Source organism: Microvirga sp. 17 mud 1-3 (assembly GCF_003151255.1).
Classification (GTDB): domain Bacteria; phylum Pseudomonadota; class Alphaproteobacteria; order Rhizobiales; family Beijerinckiaceae; genus Microvirga.
The window spans coordinates 3,946,304-3,969,651 of record NZ_CP029481.1 but is presented as its reverse complement, the minus strand read 5'-3'; the positions used below and the strand labels follow the sequence as shown (position 1 = coordinate 3,969,651).

General features: G+C 64.6%; 18 protein-coding genes. 4 read left to right on the top strand and 14 right to left on the bottom strand.

From position 1 onward, the window contains the following. The 10 genes from C4E04_RS18625 to C4E04_RS18580 all read right to left on the bottom strand — a co-directional run bounded on the left by C4E04_RS18625 (position 1) and on the right by C4E04_RS18580 (position 14,246). Positions 1-1,452 (bottom strand): protein-glutamate O-methyltransferase CheR, encoded by a 1,452-nt coding sequence (locus C4E04_RS18625; RefSeq protein ID WP_109599855.1) that lies wholly within the window; start codon positions 1,450-1,452, stop codon positions 1-3. After that, a complete protein-coding gene (locus C4E04_RS18620; RefSeq protein WP_109599853.1) occupies positions 1,452-1,958 on the bottom strand; it encodes a chemotaxis protein CheW in 507 nt (168 codons plus the stop codon). Before C4E04_RS18620 ends, C4E04_RS18625 begins: the two co-directional genes overlap by 1 nt. 119 nt (positions 1,959-2,077) lie before the next feature. After that, complete coding sequence (locus C4E04_RS18615; RefSeq protein ID WP_162559466.1) at positions 2,078-4,219, bottom strand: tetratricopeptide repeat protein; 2,142 nt, start codon at positions 4,217-4,219, stop codon at positions 2,078-2,080. Next, positions 4,210-5,295 carry a glycosyl hydrolase family 8 gene (locus C4E04_RS18610; RefSeq protein ID WP_109599849.1) on the bottom strand — a complete coding sequence of 362 codons (1,086 nt, stop codon included), beginning with the start codon at positions 5,293-5,295 and terminating at the stop codon, positions 4,210-4,212. Before C4E04_RS18610 ends, C4E04_RS18615 begins: the two co-directional genes overlap by 10 nt. A 10-nt stretch (positions 5,296-5,305) precedes the next feature. Next, complete coding sequence (locus C4E04_RS18605; RefSeq protein ID WP_109599847.1) at positions 5,306-7,930, bottom strand: cellulose biosynthesis cyclic di-GMP-binding regulatory protein BcsB; 2,625 nt, start codon at positions 7,928-7,930, stop codon at positions 5,306-5,308. Positions 7,931-7,938: 8 nt separating this feature from the next. Continuing rightward, positions 7,939-10,152: a UDP-forming cellulose synthase catalytic subunit gene (gene bcsA / locus C4E04_RS18600; RefSeq protein WP_109599845.1), complete on the bottom strand. Its 2,214-nt coding sequence runs from the start codon at positions 10,150-10,152 to the stop codon at positions 7,939-7,941. A 114-nt stretch (positions 10,153-10,266) separates the two neighbouring features. After that, entirely contained in the window at positions 10,267-11,190 is a 924-nt protein-coding gene (bcsN, locus tag C4E04_RS18595) for a cellulose biosynthesis protein BcsN (RefSeq protein ID WP_109599842.1), read from the bottom strand. Positions 11,191-11,467: 277 nt separating this feature from the next. Further along, positions 11,468-12,220 (bottom strand): creatininase family protein, encoded by a 753-nt coding sequence (locus C4E04_RS18590; RefSeq protein WP_109599840.1) that lies wholly within the window; start codon positions 12,218-12,220, stop codon positions 11,468-11,470. Beyond that, positions 12,217-13,092 carry a Rid family hydrolase gene (locus tag C4E04_RS21770; protein WP_162559465.1) on the bottom strand — a complete coding sequence of 292 codons (876 nt, stop codon included), beginning with the start codon at positions 13,090-13,092 and terminating at the stop codon, positions 12,217-12,219. The genes C4E04_RS18590 and C4E04_RS21770 overlap by 4 nt, the downstream gene beginning before the upstream one ends. 8 nt (positions 13,093-13,100) lie before the next feature. Beyond that, positions 13,101-14,246 (bottom strand): mandelate racemase/muconate lactonizing enzyme family protein, encoded by a 1,146-nt coding sequence (locus tag C4E04_RS18580; RefSeq protein WP_109599838.1) that lies wholly within the window; start codon positions 14,244-14,246, stop codon positions 13,101-13,103. A 148-nt stretch (positions 14,247-14,394) separates the two neighbouring features. Here C4E04_RS18580 and C4E04_RS18575 point away from each other — a divergent pair, with 148 nt between their 5' ends. Next, positions 14,395-15,171 (top strand): SDR family oxidoreductase, encoded by a 777-nt coding sequence (locus C4E04_RS18575; RefSeq protein WP_109599836.1) that lies wholly within the window; start codon positions 14,395-14,397, stop codon positions 15,169-15,171. On the opposite strand, the gene C4E04_RS18570 is transcribed toward C4E04_RS18575, so the two are convergent. From C4E04_RS18570 to C4E04_RS18560, 3 genes are read right to left on the bottom strand one after another with little or no spacing between them, the layout of a single operon-like run. After that, a complete protein-coding gene (locus tag C4E04_RS18570; protein WP_109599834.1) occupies positions 15,168-16,052 on the bottom strand; it encodes a MurR/RpiR family transcriptional regulator in 885 nt (294 codons plus the stop codon). The genes C4E04_RS18575 and C4E04_RS18570 overlap by 4 nt on opposite strands. 26 nt (positions 16,053-16,078) lie before the next feature. Continuing rightward, positions 16,079-17,071: a hypothetical protein gene (locus C4E04_RS18565; protein ID WP_109599832.1), complete on the bottom strand. Its 993-nt coding sequence runs from the start codon at positions 17,069-17,071 to the stop codon at positions 16,079-16,081. 30 nt (positions 17,072-17,101) lie between these two features. Next, positions 17,102-18,073, bottom strand: coding sequence for an extracellular solute-binding protein (locus C4E04_RS18560; RefSeq protein ID WP_109599830.1), 972 nt, complete (start codon positions 18,071-18,073; stop codon positions 17,102-17,104). A 111-nt stretch (positions 18,074-18,184) separates the two neighbouring features. On the opposite strand from C4E04_RS18560, the gene C4E04_RS18555 reads away from it, so the two are divergent. The 3 genes from C4E04_RS18555 to C4E04_RS18545 all read left to right on the top strand — a co-directional run bounded on the left by C4E04_RS18555 (position 18,185) and on the right by C4E04_RS18545 (position 22,366). Next, on the top strand, positions 18,185-19,264 hold the full coding sequence (locus C4E04_RS18555; protein WP_109599828.1) for an ABC transporter ATP-binding protein: 1,080 nt from the start codon (positions 18,185-18,187) through the stop codon (positions 19,262-19,264). Between the two features lie 8 nt (positions 19,265-19,272). Next, entirely contained in the window at positions 19,273-20,925 is a 1,653-nt protein-coding gene (locus C4E04_RS18550) for an iron ABC transporter permease (RefSeq protein ID WP_162559464.1), read from the top strand. A gap of 247 nt (positions 20,926-21,172) precedes the next feature. Then, positions 21,173-22,366, top strand: coding sequence for a multidrug effflux MFS transporter (locus C4E04_RS18545; RefSeq protein ID WP_109599824.1), 1,194 nt, complete (start codon positions 21,173-21,175; stop codon positions 22,364-22,366). Here the strand turns inward: C4E04_RS18545 and C4E04_RS18540 are convergent. Next, positions 22,314-23,261 (bottom strand): LysR family transcriptional regulator, encoded by a 948-nt coding sequence (locus tag C4E04_RS18540; RefSeq protein ID WP_109599822.1) that lies wholly within the window; start codon positions 23,259-23,261, stop codon positions 22,314-22,316. The genes C4E04_RS18545 and C4E04_RS18540 overlap by 53 nt on opposite strands. Positions 23,262-23,348: the final 87 nt, after the last annotated feature.

The window sequence follows — 23,348 nt, the reverse complement described above, 5'->3', positions numbered from 1 at the left end:
TCACTCCCCCTTTTCGGACGTGGTCACAGCCCGGAGATGCAGGCGGATCAGGTTCCGCATCTCCTGGGCCGTAAGGCCGTCCGTCTCTTCGAGCACTGTCTCGCCCGGCATTGCGGCGGCGATCCGCCCCGCATTCGACAGGGAGCGTCGGCCGGCCCCCTGTCGTCCGTCGGCCAGGAGCAGAAGCCCGAGGTGGTAATGAGCCATGGCAAAGCTCTTATCGAGATAGATGCTCCGGCGAAAGGCCTTCTCGGCCTCTGCGGGCTTTTTCAGCGCCTGCGCAATCAAGCCTTCGTAAAAATGCAGCGCCGCGCTGAGGGGTTGGGCCGAGAGGGCCCGGCGGCAGAGAACCTCCGCATCCTGAAACCGACCTGCATCGGCGAGGGCACGAACCTCGGCGAGGAGGGAATCCGGGCACTGGGGCACGGCGATCGGAACCTGCTCCGCGATCGGCGGGGCGGGACGGAGAGGTCTGCGAACAGGAGGCTTCGCAGGCTGCGGCAAGGCCGGACGGGGCAGGAGAGGCGGCAGGGCGGCAGGGGGCAGCCATGCCACGTTCTGAGGAGTCTCGGAGAGAGAGGTCCCGGCCGATGAGCGCCGGTAGGCCACCGTTCCCGGAAGGTTGACTACCTTCAGGAAGGCCGCAAAGGCCGGATTTGGCTCGGCATGGCCCAGAAGCATCCAGCCCTCTTCCCGCAGGGTCTCGCCGAGAGCTTTGACGATCCGGACCACCGTATCGGGATGGAAATAGATCAGCACGTTGCGGCAGAGGACGAGGTCGAACTCCGTGAACTGCAGGGGCGAAGTCCCGTCGAGGAGGCTCAGGAGGTTGTGCCGCTCGAACCGGACCAATCCCCGGTAACCCTTCTTCAGTCGCCACCGGTCCTTGCTGTCGGTGCGGTCGAAGAATGCCGCCAGATCGTCGGGCGAGAGGGAGCGCAGGACCCAGCGGCCGAACAGGGCCTGTCGCGCCGTGTCCAGAAAAGTCTCATTGATATCCGTCCCGATGATGGCGATGCGCCAGTTTTCCAGATCGTCTCCAAGCAGTTGCTTGAGCAGGATCGCGATCGAGTAGGGCTCGGCGCCGGTGGCGCAGCCCGCGCTCCAGATCCGCAGACGCCGCTCCGGTCGCCGGCGCTCGATGATCTCGGGCAGGATCTTCTCGCGGAGGGCCGTGAACTGCTCCGCATAACGGAAGAAAAAAGTCTCGCCGATCGTGATGTCGGCTTCGAGGCGGGTCCATTCCGCAGGGCCGAGCGCGGGATCGAGGAGGCGCTCCAGGTATTGGGCGCCGTCCCGGCAGCCTGTCGCCCTCAGGCGCTTGCGAATTCTCTCCCAGAGGAGATCGTCCTTGTCCTCGTAGTAGAAATGCCCCGTCCGTTCGATGACCAGGGCCTTCAGACGGGGAAAGGCGGTATCGAAATCGAGGCGGGGGACGAGCTGTCCGGCCATCAGGCCGTGGCCGACCAGGTGTCGAGGCGGCTCTGCGCCTGACGGTTCAGCTCGGAAAGAGCCTGACGCTCACCGGCCAGGAGGATGCGCTCCAGGGAGAGGAGATGAACGAGCCTGCCATCGAGGTCGATCTCGGCCTCGACACAGCCGTTCAAGGTCCCCTCCTCGCGGACGGGGAACAGCCGGTCGGCCGGAATGGTCTGTACGTCTTCGACGCGATCCACAAGGAGGGCCGTCGGCAGGCCCGGCGTCAGACCCTCGACGAGAATGAGGTGCCGATAAAGGTCGGCCTCGGACGAAGTCGCCTCCCGGCTGAGCCCGAACAGGACATCGAGCCCAAGCGCCGGCACTGCGGAGCCTCCCAGATTGAAGAAACCGGCTACGGGCGCGGGCAGGCGCGGCGGGCGGCGCAGATGGGGAAGGGGGAGCAGCTCCCGCACCGCATCCCGGCGCAACGCACATTCCGTGCCGCATATGTCGAAGAGAACGATCTGCAGGCTTGCCATGGCTCGGGCTTTGATGACGGAGCGGGACGGATTGTCCCGGGGCTCCTATATTGGGCGGAACGCCGCCTCCTGCAACATGAGCTCCCCCGGCCCCGCCAGAGGGCACTCCGGGCGGGCGATCAATATTGGCGGACCTGGCCGGTAATTTCCATAATGGCGCTGAGCCCGGCACCCGCCTCGTCGGAATAGCCCGTCTGCTGAACGGCACGGAAGATTCTTGCCGCGTCCTCGTAACGGCCGAGCTTGAAGTAGGACCAGCCGCGCAGGAGCATGAGGTCGTTCTGTTCTGGAACGACGCGGGCGCGCTCTCCAAGCGCCAGGATCACGTCCGGCCACCGCCCGTCGCGATAGGCCGCGAGGGCGCGCTGGGCCAGGATGGCGGCGCTCAGCTCGGTCCGGCGTGCCGAGGTCTGAGGTGCCTGGGCGGCCGCGACGGCGGCCTTGCCCGTCAGGTCCTTGCGCAGATAGGCGAGAGATTTGCCGTAGGCCGCGTCCTCCCGCTGGGCCGGACTGCCCAGCGTGAAGGCGTGATCGAAGGCGGCCGCCGCTTCCAGGGGACGGTTCATCTCCATCAGGCACCATCCCAGGTTCAGGGCCGCAGGGGCGGAAAGGCTGCCGGGGTCGCGAGTCGTCGTACAGGCCTGGCGCGAGGCTCCCCGCCGGGCGGCCGGGCGCTTGCCCTGGAGCTGGCGCTCCTGCTGCACCACAAGCCGGTCATAGGCTGCCACGCGCGTTTCTTCGATGCGCCGGGGTCGTTCCGGAGGGGGCGCAGGCAATTCAGGGGCCGGTGCGACGGCGCGCGGAGACGATATCTGAGGCTCGACGGGTGAAGGAGGTGCAGGCTGCGGAGTGGCCTGTGCGGTCCGGTCACGGACGATCCCGTCGGCCAGGTCGGCGATGCGCTGGGAGCGAGAGCGCCATTGTGACACGATGGCATTGAAACGGGCACGGTCGTTCAGACGCTGGCTCGTGATTGCCACCCCATAGGCAGAGGGCTCGTCATCGGCCTTCCAGCTCAAGGCTTCCTCGAACCACTCCCGCGCCGTGCTGATCTGCCCGGTATTGTAGGAGTACCAGCCGAGGGCCTGGGCGGCGCCTGCCGAACGGGCCTTGGTGACGGCCGGAATGACGCGGACAATCACCTTCGGGTCGAGGCGCGGAGGTGGGTCCTGGCTCAGCAGGGCCGTCGCCACGTCGAGATAGACCTGCATGTTCTCGGGCGCCTTGTCGCGCCACTCGAAGGCGAAAGCCTCCGCCTCCGCGAGGCGGTTGAGATCCCGCAGGGAGAGAGCGTAGCCCTCGGCCGCCTTCTCGCTGCCGCCGCGGTCGAGGGCCGTCTTGAACCAGCTCAGCGCCTTCTCGGGGTTCTTGTGGTGATAGCTGTAGTAGCCCAGCAGAAGCGCGTTGCCGGGCTCCTTCCCGCTTTCCGCGAGGCGCTCGACCACCGCGAGATCCTCGGCCGAAGCCGTGAGCTTGGGATCCGTGGAAGCACGTGCGACCCGGCGCCGTGCCAGCTCGTCACGGATGGCGCTGAAGTCGTCCGGATAATCGCCGCTCTTGCGCTCATATTTGAGGAGATCGGCGATCTGCGCCTCGTCGAGGAGCGTGAGAGCCTTCTGCAGCGTCCCGAGCCGTTCGGCCGGGTTCGCGCAATTGGTCAGGATATAGGTATAGACGTCGCGGGTGCGGCCGGTCTGGTCTGTCTTCGCGAAGGCCTCGGCCACGCGCCAGAGAGAATCCACATTGGCGCAGGTCAAGAGCGAGGGCGTCTCCGTCGCGATGGACAGGACGGTGCGCCACTGGCTGTTGTCGGACGCATTCACGAGCCGCTTGCGCGCCTCGGCGACGTCGAGAGCCGTGACAAGGTCCGGCGGCGGCTTCCATTGCGGGTCCGCGGCCTGGCGGGCCGCGATGGCGGCCCGCGCCTCGCTGAATTTGTTTTCCGTGTAGAGGCCCCAGAGACGGTCCACTTCAGGGTCGTTCACGACCCCTCCGCCCCCAACCAGCTGAGAGAGATCAGCCGGGGGAGACCAGTCGGGATAAAGCGCCCGCAACCGGGCGATCTCGGCATCGACGCGCCGCGTATCCCCTTGGGAGGCGAAGTACCGCAGGGCGGACTCGTCCACCTGGCGTCGGGGGGACGCCGAGGAGGCGTTCGGTTCCGGGCCTTGAGGCGGAGCAGGCGAGCCGGATTGCTGCGCCAGCGCCGCGAAGGCGAGGCCCGCAACCGCGAGCGCCATCATGCCACGATTCAAAGGCATTGCGGATATTTCTCACCGATCAGCGACATCGACAGCAGATAGAGACTTGCCGGGTAGTAGAATTGCGGGTTGAAGGCTTTCAGGGTGTCCGGGACCTTCGTTCCGTCCAGCGCGCAGGCGAGCAGGGCCGACAGGGCCACATAGCCTTGATCCGTCAGGCGCTCCTTGACCTCTCCGGTCACCACGTTGACGGTGGCGACCCCTTCCTGGTCCACGATCCAGCGCTGCCTGAGCGTCTTCAGCCAGTCCATGTCGGCCATCCCCGCCCGCAACAAGTAAAGAGGTATCCTTAACGAGTTGTAACCAAACTCGGGATCGAAGCCCTCGGCCGTGCGCGGCATCATGCGGTTGTGGATGGAAATCCAGTCGGCCGGAAGATGAGTCCGCCCGGCCGTCGCCTGCTGGAGCAGTACGATGCCCTCGCGCCAGACGCCGCTCCAATCGTATTCCGGGGCCAGCGTCGCCAGCACCGGAAAGGCCTCGAAGACCCAATAGGACAGGTTGACGACCGGGCCGTCCCGGCGGTCCGCCTGCGTAAAGCCCTTCACGCCCGGAAGCAGGAACGGGAAGCCGGCATTCTTGGCGATCGTCGCTCTGCCGATGGCCTTGGCGAGTTTCTGGGCGGCCTGGTTGTAGCGCTGGTCCTGCCAGGCCGCTCCGGCCTTCGCCAGCGCATAGGCGATCAGGATGTCGCCGTCCGTGGCATTATTGCGGTCGGTCACGTGAGGAGTGGCTGTCGGATCCCATTTCCACACCGCAAGGCCGTCGTCGCGGATGAGGAATTCCGTGTAGGTGAAGGTCCAGATCTTTTCGAAGGTCAGGCGGTCGCCGGCCATGAAGGCCAGAAGCAGGCCGTAGCCCTGCCCCTCGCTGTGGCTGATGTTGCCGTTGGCATTGTCGACGACGCGCCCGGTATCCTCGATGAAGCGGGTCCGATAGGCCTCCCAGTCGGCGGAGGAGACGAAGCCGGTGATCTTGAGCGGTTCCATGGTGGCGCCCCGGGCGGCCGGCGTCAGGCCCGCCATCAGCAGGAGGAGCAGCACGGAACCGGACAGGCAACGGACAACCGCGTTCATGCCATCTCCTTCATCGATTGCGTCCCATTCGGTTCAGCAGGAGATAGGTCGCGGCTCCAAGAAGTGTGCAGCAGACCACGACGAGAAGCGCATATTGCAGGATGTTGACGGACATCCAATTCGCCGCGACGAGCCGGAGATTCGTGAGCGAGAACGGCTGGGTCTGAACGAAGGTGAAGCTGTTGATCGGCTCGATCTCGAGTTTCTCATCGGTCGGGTCGAGGGCGAGCGCCCGCCCTGATACCTGCGACCAGACCAGCGGATGGGTCAGGCGGACCATCTCCTCCGCGAGCGCTTCTTCGGTCCTCGCCGTCACAAGGGTCCGGGTGCCCGGTCCGTCGGCGCGGCTCTGTGCCAGCAGGAGAGTGGTGCGCTGTGGCGGCTCATAGGGCTGATCCTTCTTGTCCTCCAGCGCGAGCTTCGCGAGGGACAGGTTGAAGGTGCTTTCCACCCAGTTCGTAATGGATTCCAGGGTCCTCTGCAGGAAGCCCCGCCTTTGCAGGCTCTCGGCCCAGCGGCGGCGCATCTCGTCCGTGGTGAGCGGTTCTGCCGGCTCGCTCGTTACCACCCTACCTGCTGGCGCGGCGGATGCCGTCTTCTGAAGGGGACGGGCCTGTCCCTCGGGTTGAGCCGTCGGAAAAGACCAGCTGGAGGCCGGGCCCGGCTGCCAGATGTTCCGCAGGTTTTCCGAGACGTCGACGCGGCCGAGCAGGCCCGGAGGCAGCTGGTCCAGGGCGCCCACATGGATCACCGATACGTCGTTCGCGCTGGCGGCGTTGACGAAATAGGCCCGCACGGGAGCGTTTGCATCTCGGGCCATCCGGGCGAGCAGGGTTCCGGCTGCGGAGTAGTTCAGGGCGTCCTGGCGCGCGAGCACGACGGCTGCCGGAAAATCACCGTAGGGAAAGCCGCCTGCACTCAGAGTCGCCAGATCCGGCATCCTGCCGATGCGCCCAAAGTTCGGGATGTAGAGCGAGCTCGTGTCGAACAGGACGAAGCGGCTCGTCTCCGACAGGGTTTCGCCCGGGACGCAGCGGTCGTCGGCAGCGGTCAGAAGGATCGTCTCGAAAGTGAAGTGATTGAGGCCCGGCTTGAAATTCCGCATCGGAATGCGGATCGGATGGCGTCGGAACAGATCGCCCCTCGACGTGATGGTCATCGTCGCGCTGATCCGGTCGTTCACATAGATGTCAATGCGACTGCCGGGTTGGACGGCCGACGTGTGCGCGGCATCGAGGAACAGGGTCGCCTCGCCGTAATCGGTGGCATAGAAGTCGGACGGGAGATTGACGGTGAACCGCGCCCTGAAACGCCGGCCGGAGAATTCCTGGGTCTGGACCCCGAGGTCCGCAAAGCGAAGCTGGCGGCGGCCCAGCACTGTTGGCGCCTCGGGCCAGAGCCATGAGGCGGTGTCGACCATTCCCCGCTCGCGTGATCCTTCCCCGAAGCCCTGCCCGCCGACGATGGTGATGGCGTTGTCCAGGTCGTTCCAAGTGGGGCCGGAAACCATCAGGTAGGGGGCGGTCGAGCCCGGGTCCTGCATCATGATGGCCAGGGGCTGGATCGTCGCCGCTTCCGGAACGGTCGCCGTGATGCCGCGCAACTCGCTGGCGATGCCCATGACGACCTTAAGGGTCCCTACGGGCGAGGGGCCCGGATCCGTTTCCAGAACCTGGATGACCGGATGGGCATAGCGGCCGCGCAGGGCTGCGAGCTGGGCCAGGCGGAGGAGACGGTCGCGGATCTCGGGACGGTAGATGCGTGGCGCAATGATGCGGATGGTCGTCACGCCGGAATTGTCGAGACCGATGGCGGGCAGATCCTCGAGGCTGCGGATGGTTCGCGGCGCGCCCTCCGTGAACATCAGGCTCGTCGAGGCGGCGTCCAGCTCGGTCCAGAGCTCGTAGGTGGCCTTGATGGTGCAGTCGGTCCGGTGGCGCTGGCTGGCCTCCATGCGAATGATGTTCTGCCCGGTCCTGAGAATGCCCTGGCGGACCGGAACCACCACGCGCTTGATTCCCTGCGCCGACATGATGGGAATCGCGGTCACGCTCTCGCCGTTGATCGAGATTCTGAGGTTCGACGCTTCCGGCATGACGACGACGGCGTTCCGGTAGCCGACCGACAGGCTCGATCCGCTGGCGGCCTCATCCTGGGTCAGGAAGACCGCCCAGCTGTGCGAATCCGTCTCGCCTTCGAAGCGCATCGTTTCGAACGGCAGGAGGGGGCGAGTCGTGCCGCGCACCGGTGCAGCCGCGCCTGATCCCTGTGTGAGTTGCGGTGTCGGGCGTGCCGAGGGGGCTTGGTTCTGGAGCTTTCCCGGTTCGGACGAGGGCCCCGCCTGTACCGGCGGCCGGGGCGCCGGCGGTGCGATCTGGAAGGGAGCCGGCGCTGCGGGCGCTGAGCCTTGGCCTGGTGTACGGGCGGCTGGGGCCGGGGCCGCCGGGGTCGCCTTCATGTCGAAGGGCGCGGCGGAAGGGGAGGCGGCAGGGGCCGGCGGCTGTGCCGGCGCCGCTCCGGGTGCCGGCGCAATCGGTTTGTCCGGCGACATGCTGAAGGGAGCCGGCTGGGCGAGCGCCGGCCCTGCGGCCAAGACGCCGAGCGCGAGAAGGAGGGAAAATGGAAACGCGCGCAACTCGGCCTCTATTTCGTAAGGGTCGCCGACTCGCCGGCCGGGGTCATGGGGGCCGCCGGCGGCTCGGGTGTGCCGAGTTTCTGCAGGCCGAAGAGATAGGCCAGGCCGCGCCCGGTCTGATAGAGCGCGACCGAGAAGAACCAGATGGTCCCGCGCAGAATGCCGATATCCTGGTGCCGGCGCTTCTGGAACTGACTCCACTGGTCAGCATTCGCGAAGACCAGATCGGCGATCAGCCGGTGGTGCTCGGGCGTTTCGGTCAGGAAGCGGCAGCCGATCAGGATGCCCTTTTCGTCCATGCTCATCTTCCGGACTTCCATCGGCAACTGGTCGACGGGCAATGCGGAATAGGGCGTGAATTCGAGGGTTCCGAGGGCGCCCTTCTTGAGGCCCGGCAGGGCTGACTGGGACAGGCGAAGGCTGGCGCCGCCCACCGAGACGTCCTGGATCAACCCATCGACGACCTTGTCGCCCATGATGAAACGGCATTGGCGCTGAACGCGGACGCGATGGCTCTGCCGCCGCGTTCCCCGCTCCGACACGACGCCGAGAGCGCATCCCGCAATGATCAGGTTGAGAAGGTTCCACGCTCCCGTCACCAAGGTGACGTCGGCCTTGTAGGGCTCGGCCCAAAGCCGCACCGCCGTCGCCACGAGGCCGAGCACCAGAAGGCCGAAGATGATGAAGAAGGGCGCGCCCAGCTCCGAGACCCGGCTCTGGGCCAGGGATTCGTTCTTGGCCGTGACCTTGAAGGTGGGCTTGCTGGGATTGGCGATGACCGACAGGATGGCGGGAAACAGGTAGATCGTCTGGATGAACTCGTAGAGGTCAGAAATCCAGGGCCAGCGATAGCGCCCGTAGAGATAGTTCTGCATCATGAAGTTCACCATCATGTAGGTCGAGGTGTAGGCGAGAAACTCGCCTCCCGATGCAGTGAAGATCTCGAGGGAAAAGAACAGGTAACAGAGGGGGCAGATCAGGAAGCACAGGCGCGTGAACGGAAACAGCCAGAACAGCATGCTCGACAGGTAGCACAGGCGCTGGGGCAGGCTGAGACCGCGTTTGAAGAGCGGGAAACGGTAGCGCATGATCTGCATCATGCCCTGTGCCCAGCGAGACCGCTGGCCGATGAAGCTGGCGAAGGTGTCCGGCTGCAGGCCGGCGATCAGCGGCTTGTCCACATAGATGCTCTTCCAGCCGCGGGAATGCAGCTCGAGGGCGGTCTCGCAATCCTCCGTGATGCTGATGCCGCTGAACCCGTTCGTCTCCTGCAGGGCCTCCCGGCGAAGCAAAGCGGCCGAGCCGCAGAAGAACGCCCCGTTCCAGCGGTCGAGGCCCCGCTGGATGATGCCGTAGAACATTTCATTCTCGGACGGCATCGTGTCGAACGTTCCGAGATTTCGCTCCAGCGGGTCCGGGTTGATGAAGAAATGTGGGGTCTGAACAAGGAAAAGATTCTTTTCCGTATTGAAATAACCGACCGTCTCCTGGAGGAAGCTTCGCGCCGGCGCATGGTCGGCATCGAAAACCGCGACGAGATCGCCGGTCGAGTGCTCGAGGCCGTTATTCAGGTTTCCGGCTTTCGCGTGCACGTTCTTCGCGCGGGTCAGGTACTTCACGTCCAGGGCCGCGCACAGGGCCTGAAGCTCGGCCCGGCGCGCCTTGGCTTCCTCTGCCTGAGCCTTGTTGGAGGATTGGCACTTCTGGTCGGTGCCCCCATCGTCGAGAAGCCATATGGTCAGCTTGTCGGCCGGGTAGTTCATGGCCTTCGCGGCCGAAAGCGTGGATGCGAGCAGGTTGGCGTCCTCGTTGTAGGACGGCACGAACACGTCGACGGAGGGCAGGTTCTCGTCTTCGATCTGCGGCGGGCGGCGGGACGGAAGGGGGCTCGAAACCACGAACAGGCTGAGAAACAGCATCAGCACGCAGTACATCTCGGCCATGTAGAGCAGGATGGCCGGAATGTAATTTTCGAGCTCGGTGATGGGCGGCAGGGTGCTCGTGGTCCGCCAGAACACATAGCGCAGGACGATGGCTGTCCCGAGCGCAAGGGCGATAAGCCGCCAGACCCCTTGCGCCCGGAAGAATTTCAGCACGATCATGCAGGAGACGACCACAAGTCCTGCGATGAGATGGGCCTGAAGACTGATCGGTAAGGCAACCAGCAAGAGGATCAAAGTAGCCGCTAGGGCCCAAAAGGCTACGATTAGACCCTTCTTCATCGGCTATCGATCTCTTTTCGGTGCTTTACGTTGCACTACGCATAATTCAGGCATGTTCAAGGGTCTATCGTGATATTGGCGCTTCCCATGCGACCGAGGAGCTCGCCGGGACGGTCAGGGCGGGGGCGGGACGATGGGGTAGCCTTCGAGAGGCCTGCTCGGCTCCACAGGGCGGGGCGCAGCCGCAGGGACGCGCACCGTGGAGCGGGCCGGCACCCGGGGTGGGGCTGCCCGCGTCACAGACGGGCGGACGGGCGGCCGCTCGACCGTACTTCCCATGCCGAGAGGAAACGAGGGGGCATCCAGGCCACCGAGCTGATGCGGAACGGGCGGCGGATCCCCAAAGGGATTCCATCCCGAATGGGAATAATAGGCGGAAATCGAGAAGGCATACATGGTCCGGAGGAGCTGCTCCTCCGTGGCGTCGGCATCGCACAGGCGCAGCCTCACCGAGACGATGCCGCCGGGGACGATGATCGCGGGCGTATTGGGTTCGATCTGCTGCCAAGCATAAAGGCAGACGTCGCCCGCTGCCGAGCGGCCCGTGGCGAAGCCGAAGGGACCGTATTTATTCTGGACGTAGTAGAGAGACGTCCGCATGTCGACGCCGGGGAAGCGGTCTTCCATTTCGCGTTCGATCCGGTCGGGCGTGATCCGCCGGATCTTGAGCACGTCGTCGTTCTCGGAGGGCATCTCCACGTCGGTCGCGAAGCTCACATAGAATGCGTTCTGGCCCACCGTCGCCGAGGCGGTCGACAGGGCGATCTCCTGAGAAACGCCGTTCTTATAGGTGCGCTGCAGGACGGCCACCACGGCCGGGCCGCCGGGCGGCGGCATGACCAGCGCCTTGGAGGGCGGAACCTCCGTCATGAGCGACGCGAACCGGAGCTCGGACTGGGTCGAGCAGCCTGCCAGGATGGCCGTTGCGGTGAGTGACAGGGTCTTGAGGGCGCCAAGGAGACCTTGCGCACGCTTCCGCCACCCCTTGCGCAGGCGCAGAAAGGCCGAGTCTGTCAGGGGGTGAGAATAAAATAACATGCCGTGGAACTGAACCGGGTCAACCGAATAGGAAGATCTGCACAGAGGGCTCCCATCGTTGAGGGCGGATGAAAAGCCTAACTAGCCATGGCTAAACATGGTTAATGAAACGTGAAGCTTTCCTCTTGGGAAAGCATTTTCCCTGTCTTTCTCACCGGCTTAACCGGGCAGGCGAATGCCTCCCGAGGGGGGCGGCTCAGGAACGCGACTTTGTAAGGGGAAACTGTCGGCGGGGTGTCAGGCGATTTGCGGGCCGGCGCAGGGCCGACCCACGGGCTCACCGCAGGGAGCCGACGATGTCGCTCAGGGCATCGACCACGATCCGGCTGATGGCCGCGCCCTTCTCGGCCGACGCGAGGCTCGGGTCGCCGACGACGCCCGACCCGCCTGAAATCTCCGCCATGGTCCGGAACAGGGAGCCGCGCCCCCCTCTGAGGAGGTCGGAATTCGCCCAGTCGAGCGTCATGACGTGACTGTATCCGGGGATCAGCTCCTTGTGGACCGAGGCCTCGTCAATATGGAGCATGAGCGAGGTCTCGAACTCGCAGGCATGGCCGACGCCTCCGAAACCGCTCTCCTGGACCTTCAGAAGGGCATCTGTCGCGGTCCGCCACCAGGTCACAAGTCCGACGCGGCAGTCGCGGTGCCGGGCGCCGAAGCTCTCCACGATCACCTGGCCGATCGCCTGGTTGCCGCCATGGCTGTTGAGGAGGAGGATATTGGTGAAGCCGTGCGCGACCACAGCCGAGAGGATGTCCGTCACATAGGCGAGCAGGGTCGTGTGCTGCACCGTGAGGGTGCCGGGAAAGTCCATGTGATGCTCTGACGTGCAGACCACCACCGGCGGCAGGATGAGGACCTGATCTCCGAGCCTTTTGTCGAGTTCCTCCAGGAAGTGTCCCCCGATCCGGGCATCCGTATCGAGGGGGAGGTGCGGGCCATGCTGCTCGATGGCCGCGATGTTCATCAAAACCGGAATCGTGCGGTCGAGCCGGCGGACTTCCTCGGTCGTGAGCTTTTCCCACCTCATGGCTTCACCGCCCAAAGTTCGATTTCCACGACGAAGTCGCGCAGCAGCTTGGTCTCGACAGCCGTTCTGACCGGCAGCGGCTGGGGCATCATCTCGGCATAGATCTCGTTGAAGACCGGCCAGTCGTTCAGGTCCGTCATATAGACATTGACCTTGAACACGTCCGCGAGGGTGCAGCCGGCATTGCGCAACTGCATGGCGCAGTTCTCGATGGTCGCCCGCGTCTGGCTGCGGATGTCGGGACCGACGGTCTTTCCGTCAGGCCCCACGCCGGCCTGTCCCGAAATCACGACGATCCGGCCCGGCGCCACTTCGATGACCGGCGAATAGGGCCCATGGCCCGGCGCCTGCGTGGCAGCCGGGGCGCGCTTCACGGATTCCGGCGCCTTATGGCTGCCCATGGGGTTCGGGAGGTACCCTAGGAACCCCGCGATGCGCCAGCGGCCTTCGACCCGCCGGCAGAAATACTGTGTCTGCCAGCGCAGGGTGACGGTCTCGCCGTCGTCCAGGCGAACGGCGCCGTCGAACTTCTTCCGGGCGAGGGCGAAGTCGCCCATGATCTCGATGTCGCGCAGGCTCGTCAGGGCGAAGATGGACTGGCGCAGATCCGCATCGGCGATCCGGCCCTTGAGCTCCTTCGAGCCGTTGAGCCAGGCCTCCCGATAGCGGGCGATATCCGCATAGGTGACGCGCCAACTGTCCGGGTTGTCCGAGAAGCGGGCATCGATGCCGAAGAACATATCGGGCGCGAAATCGCGGTAATGCGCCTCCCAATCGCCGGCCACGAAGGCCTCGATGTCGCGGCGGACCAGCATGTCCCAGATGGCGTGGCGTGCCTCGTCGGCAGGCGGGAAAGGATTCGTGTCGCTCATGGCTCTCCCTATCGAATAGTCCGCTCGGACACCTTGAAGCGGCGGATGGCGTCCTCATCGAGCTCGATCCCGAGGCCGGGGCCGTCGGGAACTGCGATGTGGGGCGGCGTGATGGCGAGTGGTGTCTTGAGCAGATCGTGGGAGCGGATCATGCGGCCGAAAATATCGCTCGGCCAGACGCAGCTCGCCGCCGCTGCGCTCTGGTGCACGTACATTGCTTCCAGGATGCCGAGATCCACCTCCGAGCCGTGCCAGCACGGGAGGCCGGCCATGGTCGCGAGATCCGCAAGAGCCTTGAACTTCGCCAGCCCCCCGTTGAAGTTGAAGCCGTCGACCGCCCCATGCGCAATGGCGTTCACGGCCTCATAGGGACGCTGGCCCTGGAAGACGTAAGGCAGGGAGACGTGAAGCGCGATCGGAATGGCGCTGAACTGGCGGAGATTGGCATAGTCCTGGATCATCCAGCGCTGGATCGGGTCCTCGAGCAGGAGGACGTTTCCGATCTTCTCCAATTCCCGGATGATCGGGCGGGCATTGCCGGAATTTTCCCAGCGCTGGTTGGGATCGAAGATCACCTTCATGCCGGGCGCATGCTTCTTGATCTCCGTGCACCAGGCCACGACGTCGTCCTCGAGGTCGCATTTGAACTTGATGCAGTCGAAGCCCTGCTCATGGTATTGCCGAACCCAGGGGCCGATTTCCTCCACGGTCCGGTGGCTCGACCAGGCGCTGATCTTCACATGGTTGCGGACCGCGCCTCCGAGGAGCCGGTGCAGCGGAATGCCGAGGGACTTCGCATAGGCATCCCAGATCGCGCATTCGAAGCCGTCATATTCCCGCGAGAGGGCAATGGGCAGGTCCTGCAGAGGCATCTCGGCGATGCTCTGGCCGAGGAGCATGTTCGAGACGCCCTCGATGATGGACCAGTTGTGGTCCCGGTAGAATTCCGAGATTCCGACCGTTCCGTCCTTCAGGGTCATCCGCAGGATGAGCTTGGGCAACTCGTCGAACTGGACCGACCAGGCCCGCTTGCCGCCGACCGGGAGCATATGGAGCGGCTTGTTGAGGCTGTCGGAATTGATGACGCCCGGATGGGCGGGAACGATCACCTCTTCGTAATCGAAGCGAACGATGGTCTTGGCGTTGGGATCCATGGGGCACCGGCAGAAAGGAACGGCCAGGAGATTAGAAGGGAAAAAGTAGTGAAACAACGAAATTTGTCGTCGTCTGCGTAATTTTCGACGTTGCATTTTTATTGAGCTACATTTCCCCTGTTGCCGGACGGAATCGGGAGAGGCGGCCATGAGCCAAACCATCATCGTGACAGGGGGAGCAGGGGATATCGGGCGGGCGCTATCCGCGCGCTTCCTGAATGATGGACATCGGGTCGCGATGTTCGACCGGGATGCCTCCGCCTTACAGAATGCCGTTGCGGCGGTCGGCGATCCGCAGCTCCTGATGCCTGTCGTGGCGGACGTTACGGATCTGGCATCGGTCACGCAGGCCGTTGCCGCCGTGGAGGCGGGCCTCGGGCCTGTGGATGTCCTCGTCAATAATGCGGGAGGCGTCGTCAGCCCGACGCTCGCCAAGACGTCCGAGGCCGCGTGGCTGGCCGATATCGAGCTCAACCTCAATGGCGCCTGGCGCTGCGTCCGCGCCGTGCAGGACGGCATGATCGGCCGCAGGCGGGGCACGATCATCAACATCTCGTCCGTCAACGGGTCGGGGATCTATGGCTATCCGGCCTACAGCGCCGCGAAGGCAGGCCTTGCGCAGCTGACGCGCTTCCTGGCCGTCGAATTCGGACGGCACGGTATCCGGGCCAATGCCATCGCGCCGGGCAGCGTGAAGACCCAGGCCTGGAAAGCCCGCGTGGAACAGAATCCGGAAATATTCGAGCGGCTGAAGCGCTGGTATCCCCTGGGCGATGTTTGCGTCCCGGAGGATATCGCCGGAGTTGCGGCCTTCCTGATCGGTCCCGATGCGCGCATGATTACCGGCGTCGTTCTGCCGGTCGATGGGGGATTGTCCGTCGGCTCGACGACCATGGCACGGGAATTCTGCGGCGAGGACTTTTAGTCCCCGATCGGCTGCGCCTCGGTGTGGCCGTGCAGGGCGAGCAGGGTAGTCCTGATTCGATGCAGCTTGCGGGCCGAGACCGGCTGCTTCATGGCGCCGACCAGGGCGGACAGGCAGTCGATCACGAGCAGCTGCCCGTAGCGGGTGCGGTTCGGAAAATTGAAGTGAACCTCGTCGCCCGGAATGGCGAGAGGGACCAGGAGGCTGGCCCTCTGCGCCAGAGGGCTCGCCGGCAGGGTCACGGCGATGACGGCGGCGCCGCGCCCGGCTGCGGTGCGGGCCGCATCCACGAGCGATTGCGGCTTGCCCGTGACGGAAAAGATGAGGAAGGCGTCCCCCTTGTCGGCGATAGCCGCGAGCATCTGCTGCTTGTAGGGGTCCGCCGAGGCCGTCACGGAGAGCCCGAAGCGGAAGAGACGGTTCTCCATCTCCTGCGCCATGATGGCCGAACTTCCCCCGACGCCCAGGCACACGATCTGTCGTGCATTCGCCAGTATGGTCGCGGCGTCGCTCAGGGTCTGTTCCTGAAGACTGCCGAACGCGGTGCTCAGGGCATTCATGCCCGACTGATAGACCCGCTGCGCGGTGGTGCCCGCATCTCCCTCCTGCACCCTGCGCTCGGCCTCGATATACATGCGTCCGACGGCATAATCCTGCGCCAGGCGCATCTTGAAGTCGCTGAAGCCGTCGCAGCCCATCCGGCGCGCGAAGCGCATCACCGTGGGCTCGCTGACTTCCGCCTGCGCCGCAAAGGACTTGATGCTGCTGCGGGTGGTGCCTTCGATATCCTGAAGCACCAGATCGGCGACGCGCCGCTCGGCCTTCTTCAGGCTCGGCGCGATGTGCTCGATGGTCTCGATCAGGTTCGCGGGGCGATTCATCCTGTCATTCCGAAAGGGACGGGCCCCTAAAGCCGAACGCCGAGATAAGTCCTGTCGTCCGCCCAGTTCGTTGCCGTCGATCCCTTGGGCGAAGGATAGAGCACGACCTTCGCCGGATCCTCGCGTTCCGCTTCCGCGAAGGCTCTCTCCCAGGAGGCGACACCGAAGCCGTCGCCGGGGCGGAAATAGCCGTCCGAGTAGATCTCGACCGTCTCGATCTCCGAAAGAGGGAAGCTCTCGATGCGGATCAGGCTTTCGGGCACGGGGAAGCCGTCGAGGCACGGATAGCCGAGGATCGTGGACGTATCGTTCTGGTAGCCGCCCTGGGCGTGAACGATGCCGCCCGTGACGAGGTGCTCGATGAGCGGGCGCGGGACATGCGGCAGGGCTTGAACGTTCGCCGCGATGGCGAGGGACTCGAGGCGGGCGAGATCGTCGGCCGTCAGGAGGCCGCCGAGGGAATCCGGCGCCTGGCGCGTTCCATGCCAGGTGATGCGGCGCGAAAGCTGCTCCTGCAGGGCAGGGTCACGGGTCTTTTCGCCGATCATCGGCCAGGCCTGCCGGCGCAGGGTCGAGGTGATGAGGTCGAGGTCCTTCTCCATGCGCAGGGTCTGCGTGCCGTTGAGGCGCACGCCGCTGTCGCCGGCGAGAATGATGTCGAGGGTGTCGCCCCGCACCAGGGCGAGGGCGAGCGCTGCCGAAAGGCGCAGGTTCCAGTCGGTCTGCACCTTCTCGGCCATGCCGTGGGCTTCGTAAGCCTTCCGGATGGCCTGGGTCAGGGCCCGTACGATCGCCGGGCCGTCGAGAGAGGCGTCGGGCGCGCTCAGCATCTGCGTGAGCGCGCCCTGAACGATCATGGCCGCGTATTGGCCCGACAGCATGCCGTCGTAACGTGTCCCGAGGCGGTCCGTGACCCCGTCGATGACCGCATAGGCGCGGCCCGGCAGGATCACGAGGCGATCCTCGTTGGTGTGAGGCTTGGAAGGATCCTTCGCCTCGGAAAACGCCTCGATCAGCATGGTGTCGGTGTCGCTACGTTTGGCCTGGACTCAACGGTTCTGAAGGGCCGCCTTCCACTTGGCGATCCACTCGTTGCGATGCTGGGCCACCTTCTTGATGTCGTAGTCGACCAGCTTGATTTCGCTGATCGGCTTCAGCCCGGCGCCGGTTACGTCCTTGCGTACGGAGCGGCGGCCGATATCGGACACGAGCTGCTCCTGGACGGGCTTGGACAGCAGCCAGTCGATGAACACCTTGCCGGTTTCCGCATGGGGCGCGCCCTTCACCAGCGCAACACCGTCCGCCACCGTGGAGGAGCCGTCCTCGGGATAGACGATGGCCACGTTGCCGCCGCCCTTCACGTAATCAAGGGCATTGTCCTCGAGGGTCAGGCCGACCAGGGCCTCGCCGTCGTTGACATAGCGCGGAACGGCGCCCGACGAATCGGACAGGTTCATGTTGGCGAGGGTCTTGTTGTAGACGTCCCAGCCCTTGTCGCCGTAAGCGATCAGCACGGTTGCGAGCTGCTGGAAGGACGAGCCGGACGAGTCTGCCCGGGCGGACGAGACCTTGCCCTTCCACTTGGCGTCACCGAGCTCTGCCCAGGTCTTGGGATAGTCGGCAGGCTTCAATTCCTTGTTGTTGACGGCCATGACGAGGAGGATGCCCGTATAGGGAATCCACTCGGGGCTGACCTTGTAGGTCTGGAGGAGGGCTGCATCGTCCTTGGGCGTATAGGTCTGCAGCAGGTCCTTGTTGTCCTCGAGCTGCTCGCCGCCGATGCTCCAGATCACGTCGGCCTTCGGCGCGGAGGACTCGGCCTTCACGCGCTTGATGATGTCGCCGGAGCCGGCCTTCACCACATCGACCTTGATTCCCGTCTCTTTTTCGAATTTAGGAACCAGCGCGTCGACAATTGACGCCTTGTGGGCCGTATAGACGACAACCGTCTTGTCCTGCGCCATGGCGGCGACACTCAGCGACGCCAGCAGGACGCCGGCCGTCAAGCCTGCTTTCAACATTGTTTCCTCCCCGGATTAAGTAGCAAAGCTACGCCATGTTGCTGAAAGCTGGAAGTTTTGTAAAGTCGTAGAACCTCAGAACGTAGTTATACAAAAAACAGGAGCAGGGGCGTGGCGGAGTTGAGGATCCAGGGACTGGCCAAGAGCTATCGGGACGTTCGGGTTCTCGAGAGTATCGATCTCGTCATCGCCTCGGGCGAGTTTTTTACCCTTCTGGGCCCGAGTGGATGTGGAAAGACCACGCTCCTGCGGACCATTGCGGGCTTCCAGCACCAGGACAGGGGCGAGATCGTCGTCGACGGTGTGCGGATCGACGGAAAGCCCGCCCATAAGCGCGATATCGGCATGGTCTTCCAGGATTATGCGGTTTTCCCGCATCTCTCGGTGGCCGAGAACGTGGCCTTCGGCCTCAAGGCCCGCTCCCTGCCCAAATCCGAGATCGAGGACCGGGTCGCCGAGAGCCTGAAGATGGTTCGGCTCGACGGCTATCAGTCCCGGCTCCCGGCCGAGATGTCCGGCGGCCAGCAGCAGCGGATCGGGCTCGCCCGGGCCATGGCGATCCGTCCGACCCTGCTCCTCATGGACGAGCCTCTGTCCAACCTCGATGCCAAACTGCGCATCGAGCTGCGCGAGGATATCCGCGATATTCAGAGGCGGCTTGGAATCACGACGATCTACGTGACACACGATCAGGAGGAGGCGCTGGCCGTCTCCGACCGCATCTGCGTGATGCACAAGGGCCGGGCGGAGCAGATCGGCACGCCCTTCGAGATCTACCGGCAGCCCGTCCGTCGCTTTGCGGCAAGCTTCGTCGGGACCATGAATTTCATCCCCGCCCGGCTGGAGGGAGGGCGCCTTTTCGTAGGAAATCAGTCTCTCGCATTCCCCGCAGGTGCGGCGGGCGGAGAGCTGGAACTGGCGATCAGGCCCGAGAACGTCCATCTGGGCGCCCGGGAGGGCCAGGGAGAAGGGGTCGCACTGCGCGGCGAGGTCCGGAAAGTGACGTTCCTCGGTCGCGAGGCTCACTACACCCTTGCGACGGAGGCCGGAGAAATCATCGCCCAGGTGATGGACCCGAGCGCCGATTTCATCGCCATGGAAGGACGCTCCGTCGACATCCTCCTGCCTCTCGCCAAGATCGCCCTGTTTGACCGTGACGGGAACCTCGTGAAGACGGGGCAGGCCCAATGATCCGCCCCATGACCCGGCGCTTTCGCTTCGACCTCTGGACCCTGGTCCTCATCGCGGCCTGGGCCATTCTCCTGCTCCTTTTGGTCTGGCCCCTGTCCTCGATCCTGCGCGCCAGCCTGATCGACAACGAGACGGGGGCGTTCTCCCTCGTCCATTACGCGGATATCTTCACCGTCAAGGCCTATCAGCGGGCTATCGGCAACACCTTCATCGCGGGCTTCGGCGGCATGGCCGGGGCTCTCGTGCTCGGCGTCACCCTCGCGTTCGTCACCACGCGTTTCCGCATCATGGGCCGCCCCCTGATCCAGACGCTTGCCGTCGTGGCCCTGGTCTCGCCGCCCTTCATCGGGGCCTATGCGTGGATCGTCCTGTTCGGCGCCAGCGGCGTGGTCCGCAAGGGCCTCGCATCCATCGGGATCTCGATCCCTCCGATCTACGGGGTGGCCGGCGTCATCCTCGTGTTCAGCCTCAAGTTCTTCCCGCACGTCTTCCTGATCACGTCGGGAGCCCTGGCGGCAATCAACCGTTCCGTCGAGGAGGCGGCCGAGAGCCTGGGCGTGCCGCCCTGGAAGCGCCTGTTCACGGTCACCTTCCCGCTCATCCTGCCGGCCATCTCGGCCAGCGCCCTGCTCACCTTCGTCCTGTCCATCGCGGATTTCGGCACGCCCCGCATCATCGGGCGCGATTTCAACGTCCTGGCGACGGAGGCCTTCAACCTCTTCGCGGGCGAGGTTGGGGGCAATCCCGGCATGGCCTCCGCGCTGAGCGTCGTTCTCATCGTACTCTCGATGATCGTCGTGTTCGGGCAGCGCTGGCTGCTGCGGAAGAACGTCTATTACAGCAACCTCATCAAGAAGCCGGAGCAGCAGCGGGTGAAGGGCCTGAAGTCTTTCGGCCTGCACCTCCTCGCCTATACGATCGTCTTCCTGGGCGCTCTCCCGACCTTCATCGTCGTGCTGTTCTCCTTCCGGCGCACCAACGGCCCGGTCTTCCAGCCGGGCCTGAGCCTCCAGAGCTACGAGAAGGTGATTTCCACCGTCTCCGACCCGATCTGGAATACGCTGCTCTTCTCGACGATGGCAGTGACGGCCATCGTCATCAGCGGCACCCTGATCGGCTACCTGATCTCGCGGCGGCCCAGCATCGCTACGGGATCGCTCGATGCCTTGCTGATGATCCCCTACATCGTGCCGGGGATCGTCATGGGCATTGCGTTCATCACCCGGTTCAACGATCCGCCCCTCGCCCTCACCGGGACGGGGCTCATCATCGTCCTCGCCATCTACGTGCGGCGGCTGCCCTATTCGGCCCGCTCGGTCGCGGCCGCCCTCAAGCAGGTCGGCCCGAACCTGGAGGATGCTGCCATCAGCCTCGGCTACTCGCCCGGCAAGGCCTTCCTTAAGGTAACGGTGCCGCTCATCCTTCCGGGGATCCTCGCGGGCGGGCTGATGAGCTTCGTGACGGCCATGAACGAGCTCTCGTCCTCCCTGGTGCTCTATGTGGGGCGCACCATCACCATGCCGGTCCGGATCTACCTGTCGGTCATGGACGGCGAATACGGCACGGCCTCAGCGCTCTCGACCATCCTGCTGACCATGACCGTGGTGGCCGTCTATGCGGCGTTCCACCTCTCCGGGCGGAAGGAGAGCGCCCTGCTCTAAGGACAGCACTTGGTTGCCTATGAGGGCCGCGCTGCTTCAGAAGGGCAGCGCGGCCTTTTCTTTAAATTCCTGTCTTGCGTCAGGTGTCGGAGCAGCATAAAAACCTCCGCTGCAGCTGGCAGGCTTTTCCCTGCGGCTGACCCGGCCCGGCCCCGTTTCTCCCATTGTTATTGTCTCCTGCGTTCGCTTGAGCGCGGGCCTTCGTTCCTTTCCGACCGGCGAGACCGGTCCTACGGAAGTCATTTCCATGCGATCCGCATTTCTTCGCAATGCCCTCGTCCTCGGCATGCTGTCCGCCATCGGCCCGTTTGCCATCGACATGTATCTTCCTGCCTTCCCGGCGATTGCACGGGACCTGCAGGTGGACGTCAGCGCCGTCCAGATGAGCCTGATGAGCTTCTTTCTGGCGATCGCGATCTGTCAGGTCGTCTACGGCCCCGTCTCCGATCAGGTCGGACGCAAGCCGCCCATCTATTTCGGTCTGGTCCTGTTCATCGCAGGCGCCATCGGCTGCAGCTTCGCCAGGAGCGCGGAGGCGCTGATTGCCTTCCGCTTCCTGCAGGGCGTGGGCGCCTGCGCCAGCATGGTCATTACCCGCGCCATCGTGCGGGACCTGCATACGGGGGCGGACGCGGCGCGCCTGATGGCAACCATCATGCTGGTCTTCAGCGTGTCGCCGATCCTGGCGCCCCTGGCGGGCAGCACCCTGACGGAATTCTACAGCTGGCGCGTGATCTTCTGGGCCATTGCGGGAATCGGCCTCCTGGGGTTGCTCGTCGTCGCCACCCTTCTCCCAGAGACACGGGCAAGGACCGCGAGCCGCCGGAGCATCGGAGAAGTCGTCAGGACCTATGGCAGCCTTTTGAAGGACTGGCATTTCCTGGGGCTCGTCTTCATCGGCGGTCTCGGCCAGGCGAGCTTCTTCGCCTATCTGGCCGGCTCCTCCATCGTGTTCATCGAGCATTTCGGCCTCACGCCGTCCCGCTACAGCCTTGTTTTCGCATCCAACGCCATTGCGTTCATCGGTGGCGCGCAGTTCAACAGCACGCTCATGCGCCGTTTCGGGGCGGAGCGCGTGGTTCGCAGGGCCATCAGCGTCTTTGCCGCAATGACGACCCTGCTCCTCGTCGTGACCCTTTCGGGCGTCGACAGTCCTTATGTTCTCTGGGGGATGCTGTTTGTGGCGTTCGGAGCCCTCGGCCTCGTGATTCCCTCGACTGCCGTGCTGGCCCTGGAGGCGCATGGACCCATCGCGGGCACGGCCTCCGCCCTCATGGGAACTCTCCAGCTCTGCACGGGCGCAGTCATGATCGCCCTGGTCAGCGCCTTCTTCGACGGGACGCCGCTCTCCATGGTGGCGGCGATCGCCCTCTGCGGCTGGGGAGCGTTTATCTTAAGCCGGACGGTCCTGGGACGTTCGAAGTTCGGTCTCTCACGGTAGAGGCTTGCCGCGTCTCGGCCTTGATCCAATCCCGGAAGGAGCGCACCAGCGGTGCCTCCGCCTTGGGCTCCGGGTAGACAAGGTAATAGGCGCCGCTGCTGATCAGACTTTGCGGAAACAGGATCGCTAGGCGTCCGGAGGCGATCTCGTCCGCAATCAGGAAATGCGGAATGAGGCCAACGCCGATTCCCGCAACGGCAGCCTGCGCGACCATGGCGAACTGCTCGAAGCGGGGGCCGCGCAGGGCATTGCCGATATCCACGCCGACTTCGGCGAACCATTCCGCCCAGGCCGTGGACCGGGTGCTTTGCTGGAGCAGGGTGGCGCGGGTAAGGTCCGCGGGCGTCCGGATCTTCTCGCGTTCGCGATAGTCCGGACTGCAGACCGGGACACATTCCTCGTCCAGGAGGTGGTCGCACAAAGCGCCGGGCCAATGCGGCTGGCCGAAATGGATGGCGGCATCGAAAGGCTCTGACGCGAAATCGAACGGCACGAGGCGCACGCCGAAATTCACCGTCACGTCCGGGTGATGGGCGAAGAACGTGCGCATTCGTGGGATGAGCCATCGGGTGCCGAAGGTGGGCAGGACCGCGAGATTGAGGACCCCGCTCGTGCCCGACAGGGCGATGGCCTGGCGCGTGGCGTCCGAGAGCTCGGCGAGGGTATTGCGCACATGGGTCGCGTACATGCGGCCCACATCCGTCAGCACCACCCGTTGCCGCGTGCGGCTGAACAGGGACAGCCCGAGAGCCTCCTCCAGCTGCTGGATCTGCCGGGATACGGCGCTCTGGGTCAGGTTTAGCTCCTCGGCCGCCCTGGAAACGCTCCCGTGCCGCGCCGTCGCCTCAAAGGCCAGGAGATTGCCGACACTGGGGAGAAAGCCGCGTCTGAACACCAGTTCATTCCAATTTAGAATAACCTGCTTCGAAGATGTCGCTTTACTTCCTTGTCGTCCAGGGCAATTTTCCCGCCCGAAATCATC

Coding starts and splice junctions, on each gene's coding strand:
- C4E04_RS18625 (WP_109599855.1), bottom strand. CDS start 1,452: ATGGCCGGACAGCTCGTCCCCCGCCTCGATTTCGATACCGCCTTTCCC.
- C4E04_RS18620 (WP_109599853.1), bottom strand. CDS start 1,958: ATGGCAAGCCTGCAGATCGTTCTCTTCGACATATGCGGCACGGAATGT.
- C4E04_RS18615 (WP_162559466.1), bottom strand. CDS start 4,219: ATGCCTTTGAATCGTGGCATGATGGCGCTCGCGGTTGCGGGCCTCGCC.
- C4E04_RS18610 (WP_109599849.1), bottom strand. CDS start 5,295: ATGAACGCGGTTGTCCGTTGCCTGTCCGGTTCCGTGCTGCTCCTCCTG.
- bcsA (WP_109599845.1), bottom strand. CDS start 10,152: ATGAAGAAGGGTCTAATCGTAGCCTTTTGGGCCCTAGCGGCTACTTTG.
- bcsN (WP_109599842.1), bottom strand. CDS start 11,190: ATGTTATTTTATTCTCACCCCCTGACAGACTCGGCCTTTCTGCGCCTG.
- C4E04_RS18590 (WP_109599840.1), bottom strand. CDS start 12,220: ATGAGGTGGGAAAAGCTCACGACCGAGGAAGTCCGCCGGCTCGACCGC.
- C4E04_RS21770 (WP_162559465.1), bottom strand. CDS start 13,092: ATGAGCGACACGAATCCTTTCCCGCCTGCCGACGAGGCACGCCACGCC.
- C4E04_RS18580 (WP_109599838.1), bottom strand. CDS start 14,246: ATGGATCCCAACGCCAAGACCATCGTTCGCTTCGATTACGAAGAGGTG.
- C4E04_RS18575 (WP_109599836.1), top strand. CDS start 14,395: ATGAGCCAAACCATCATCGTGACAGGGGGAGCAGGGGATATCGGGCGG.
- C4E04_RS18570 (WP_109599834.1), bottom strand. CDS start 16,052: ATGAATCGCCCCGCGAACCTGATCGAGACCATCGAGCACATCGCGCCG.
- C4E04_RS18565 (WP_109599832.1), bottom strand. CDS start 17,071: ATGCTGATCGAGGCGTTTTCCGAGGCGAAGGATCCTTCCAAGCCTCAC.
- C4E04_RS18560 (WP_109599830.1), bottom strand. CDS start 18,073: ATGTTGAAAGCAGGCTTGACGGCCGGCGTCCTGCTGGCGTCGCTGAGT.
- C4E04_RS18550 (WP_162559464.1), top strand. CDS start 19,273: ATGACCCGGCGCTTTCGCTTCGACCTCTGGACCCTGGTCCTCATCGCG.
- C4E04_RS18545 (WP_109599824.1), top strand. CDS start 21,173: ATGCGATCCGCATTTCTTCGCAATGCCCTCGTCCTCGGCATGCTGTCC.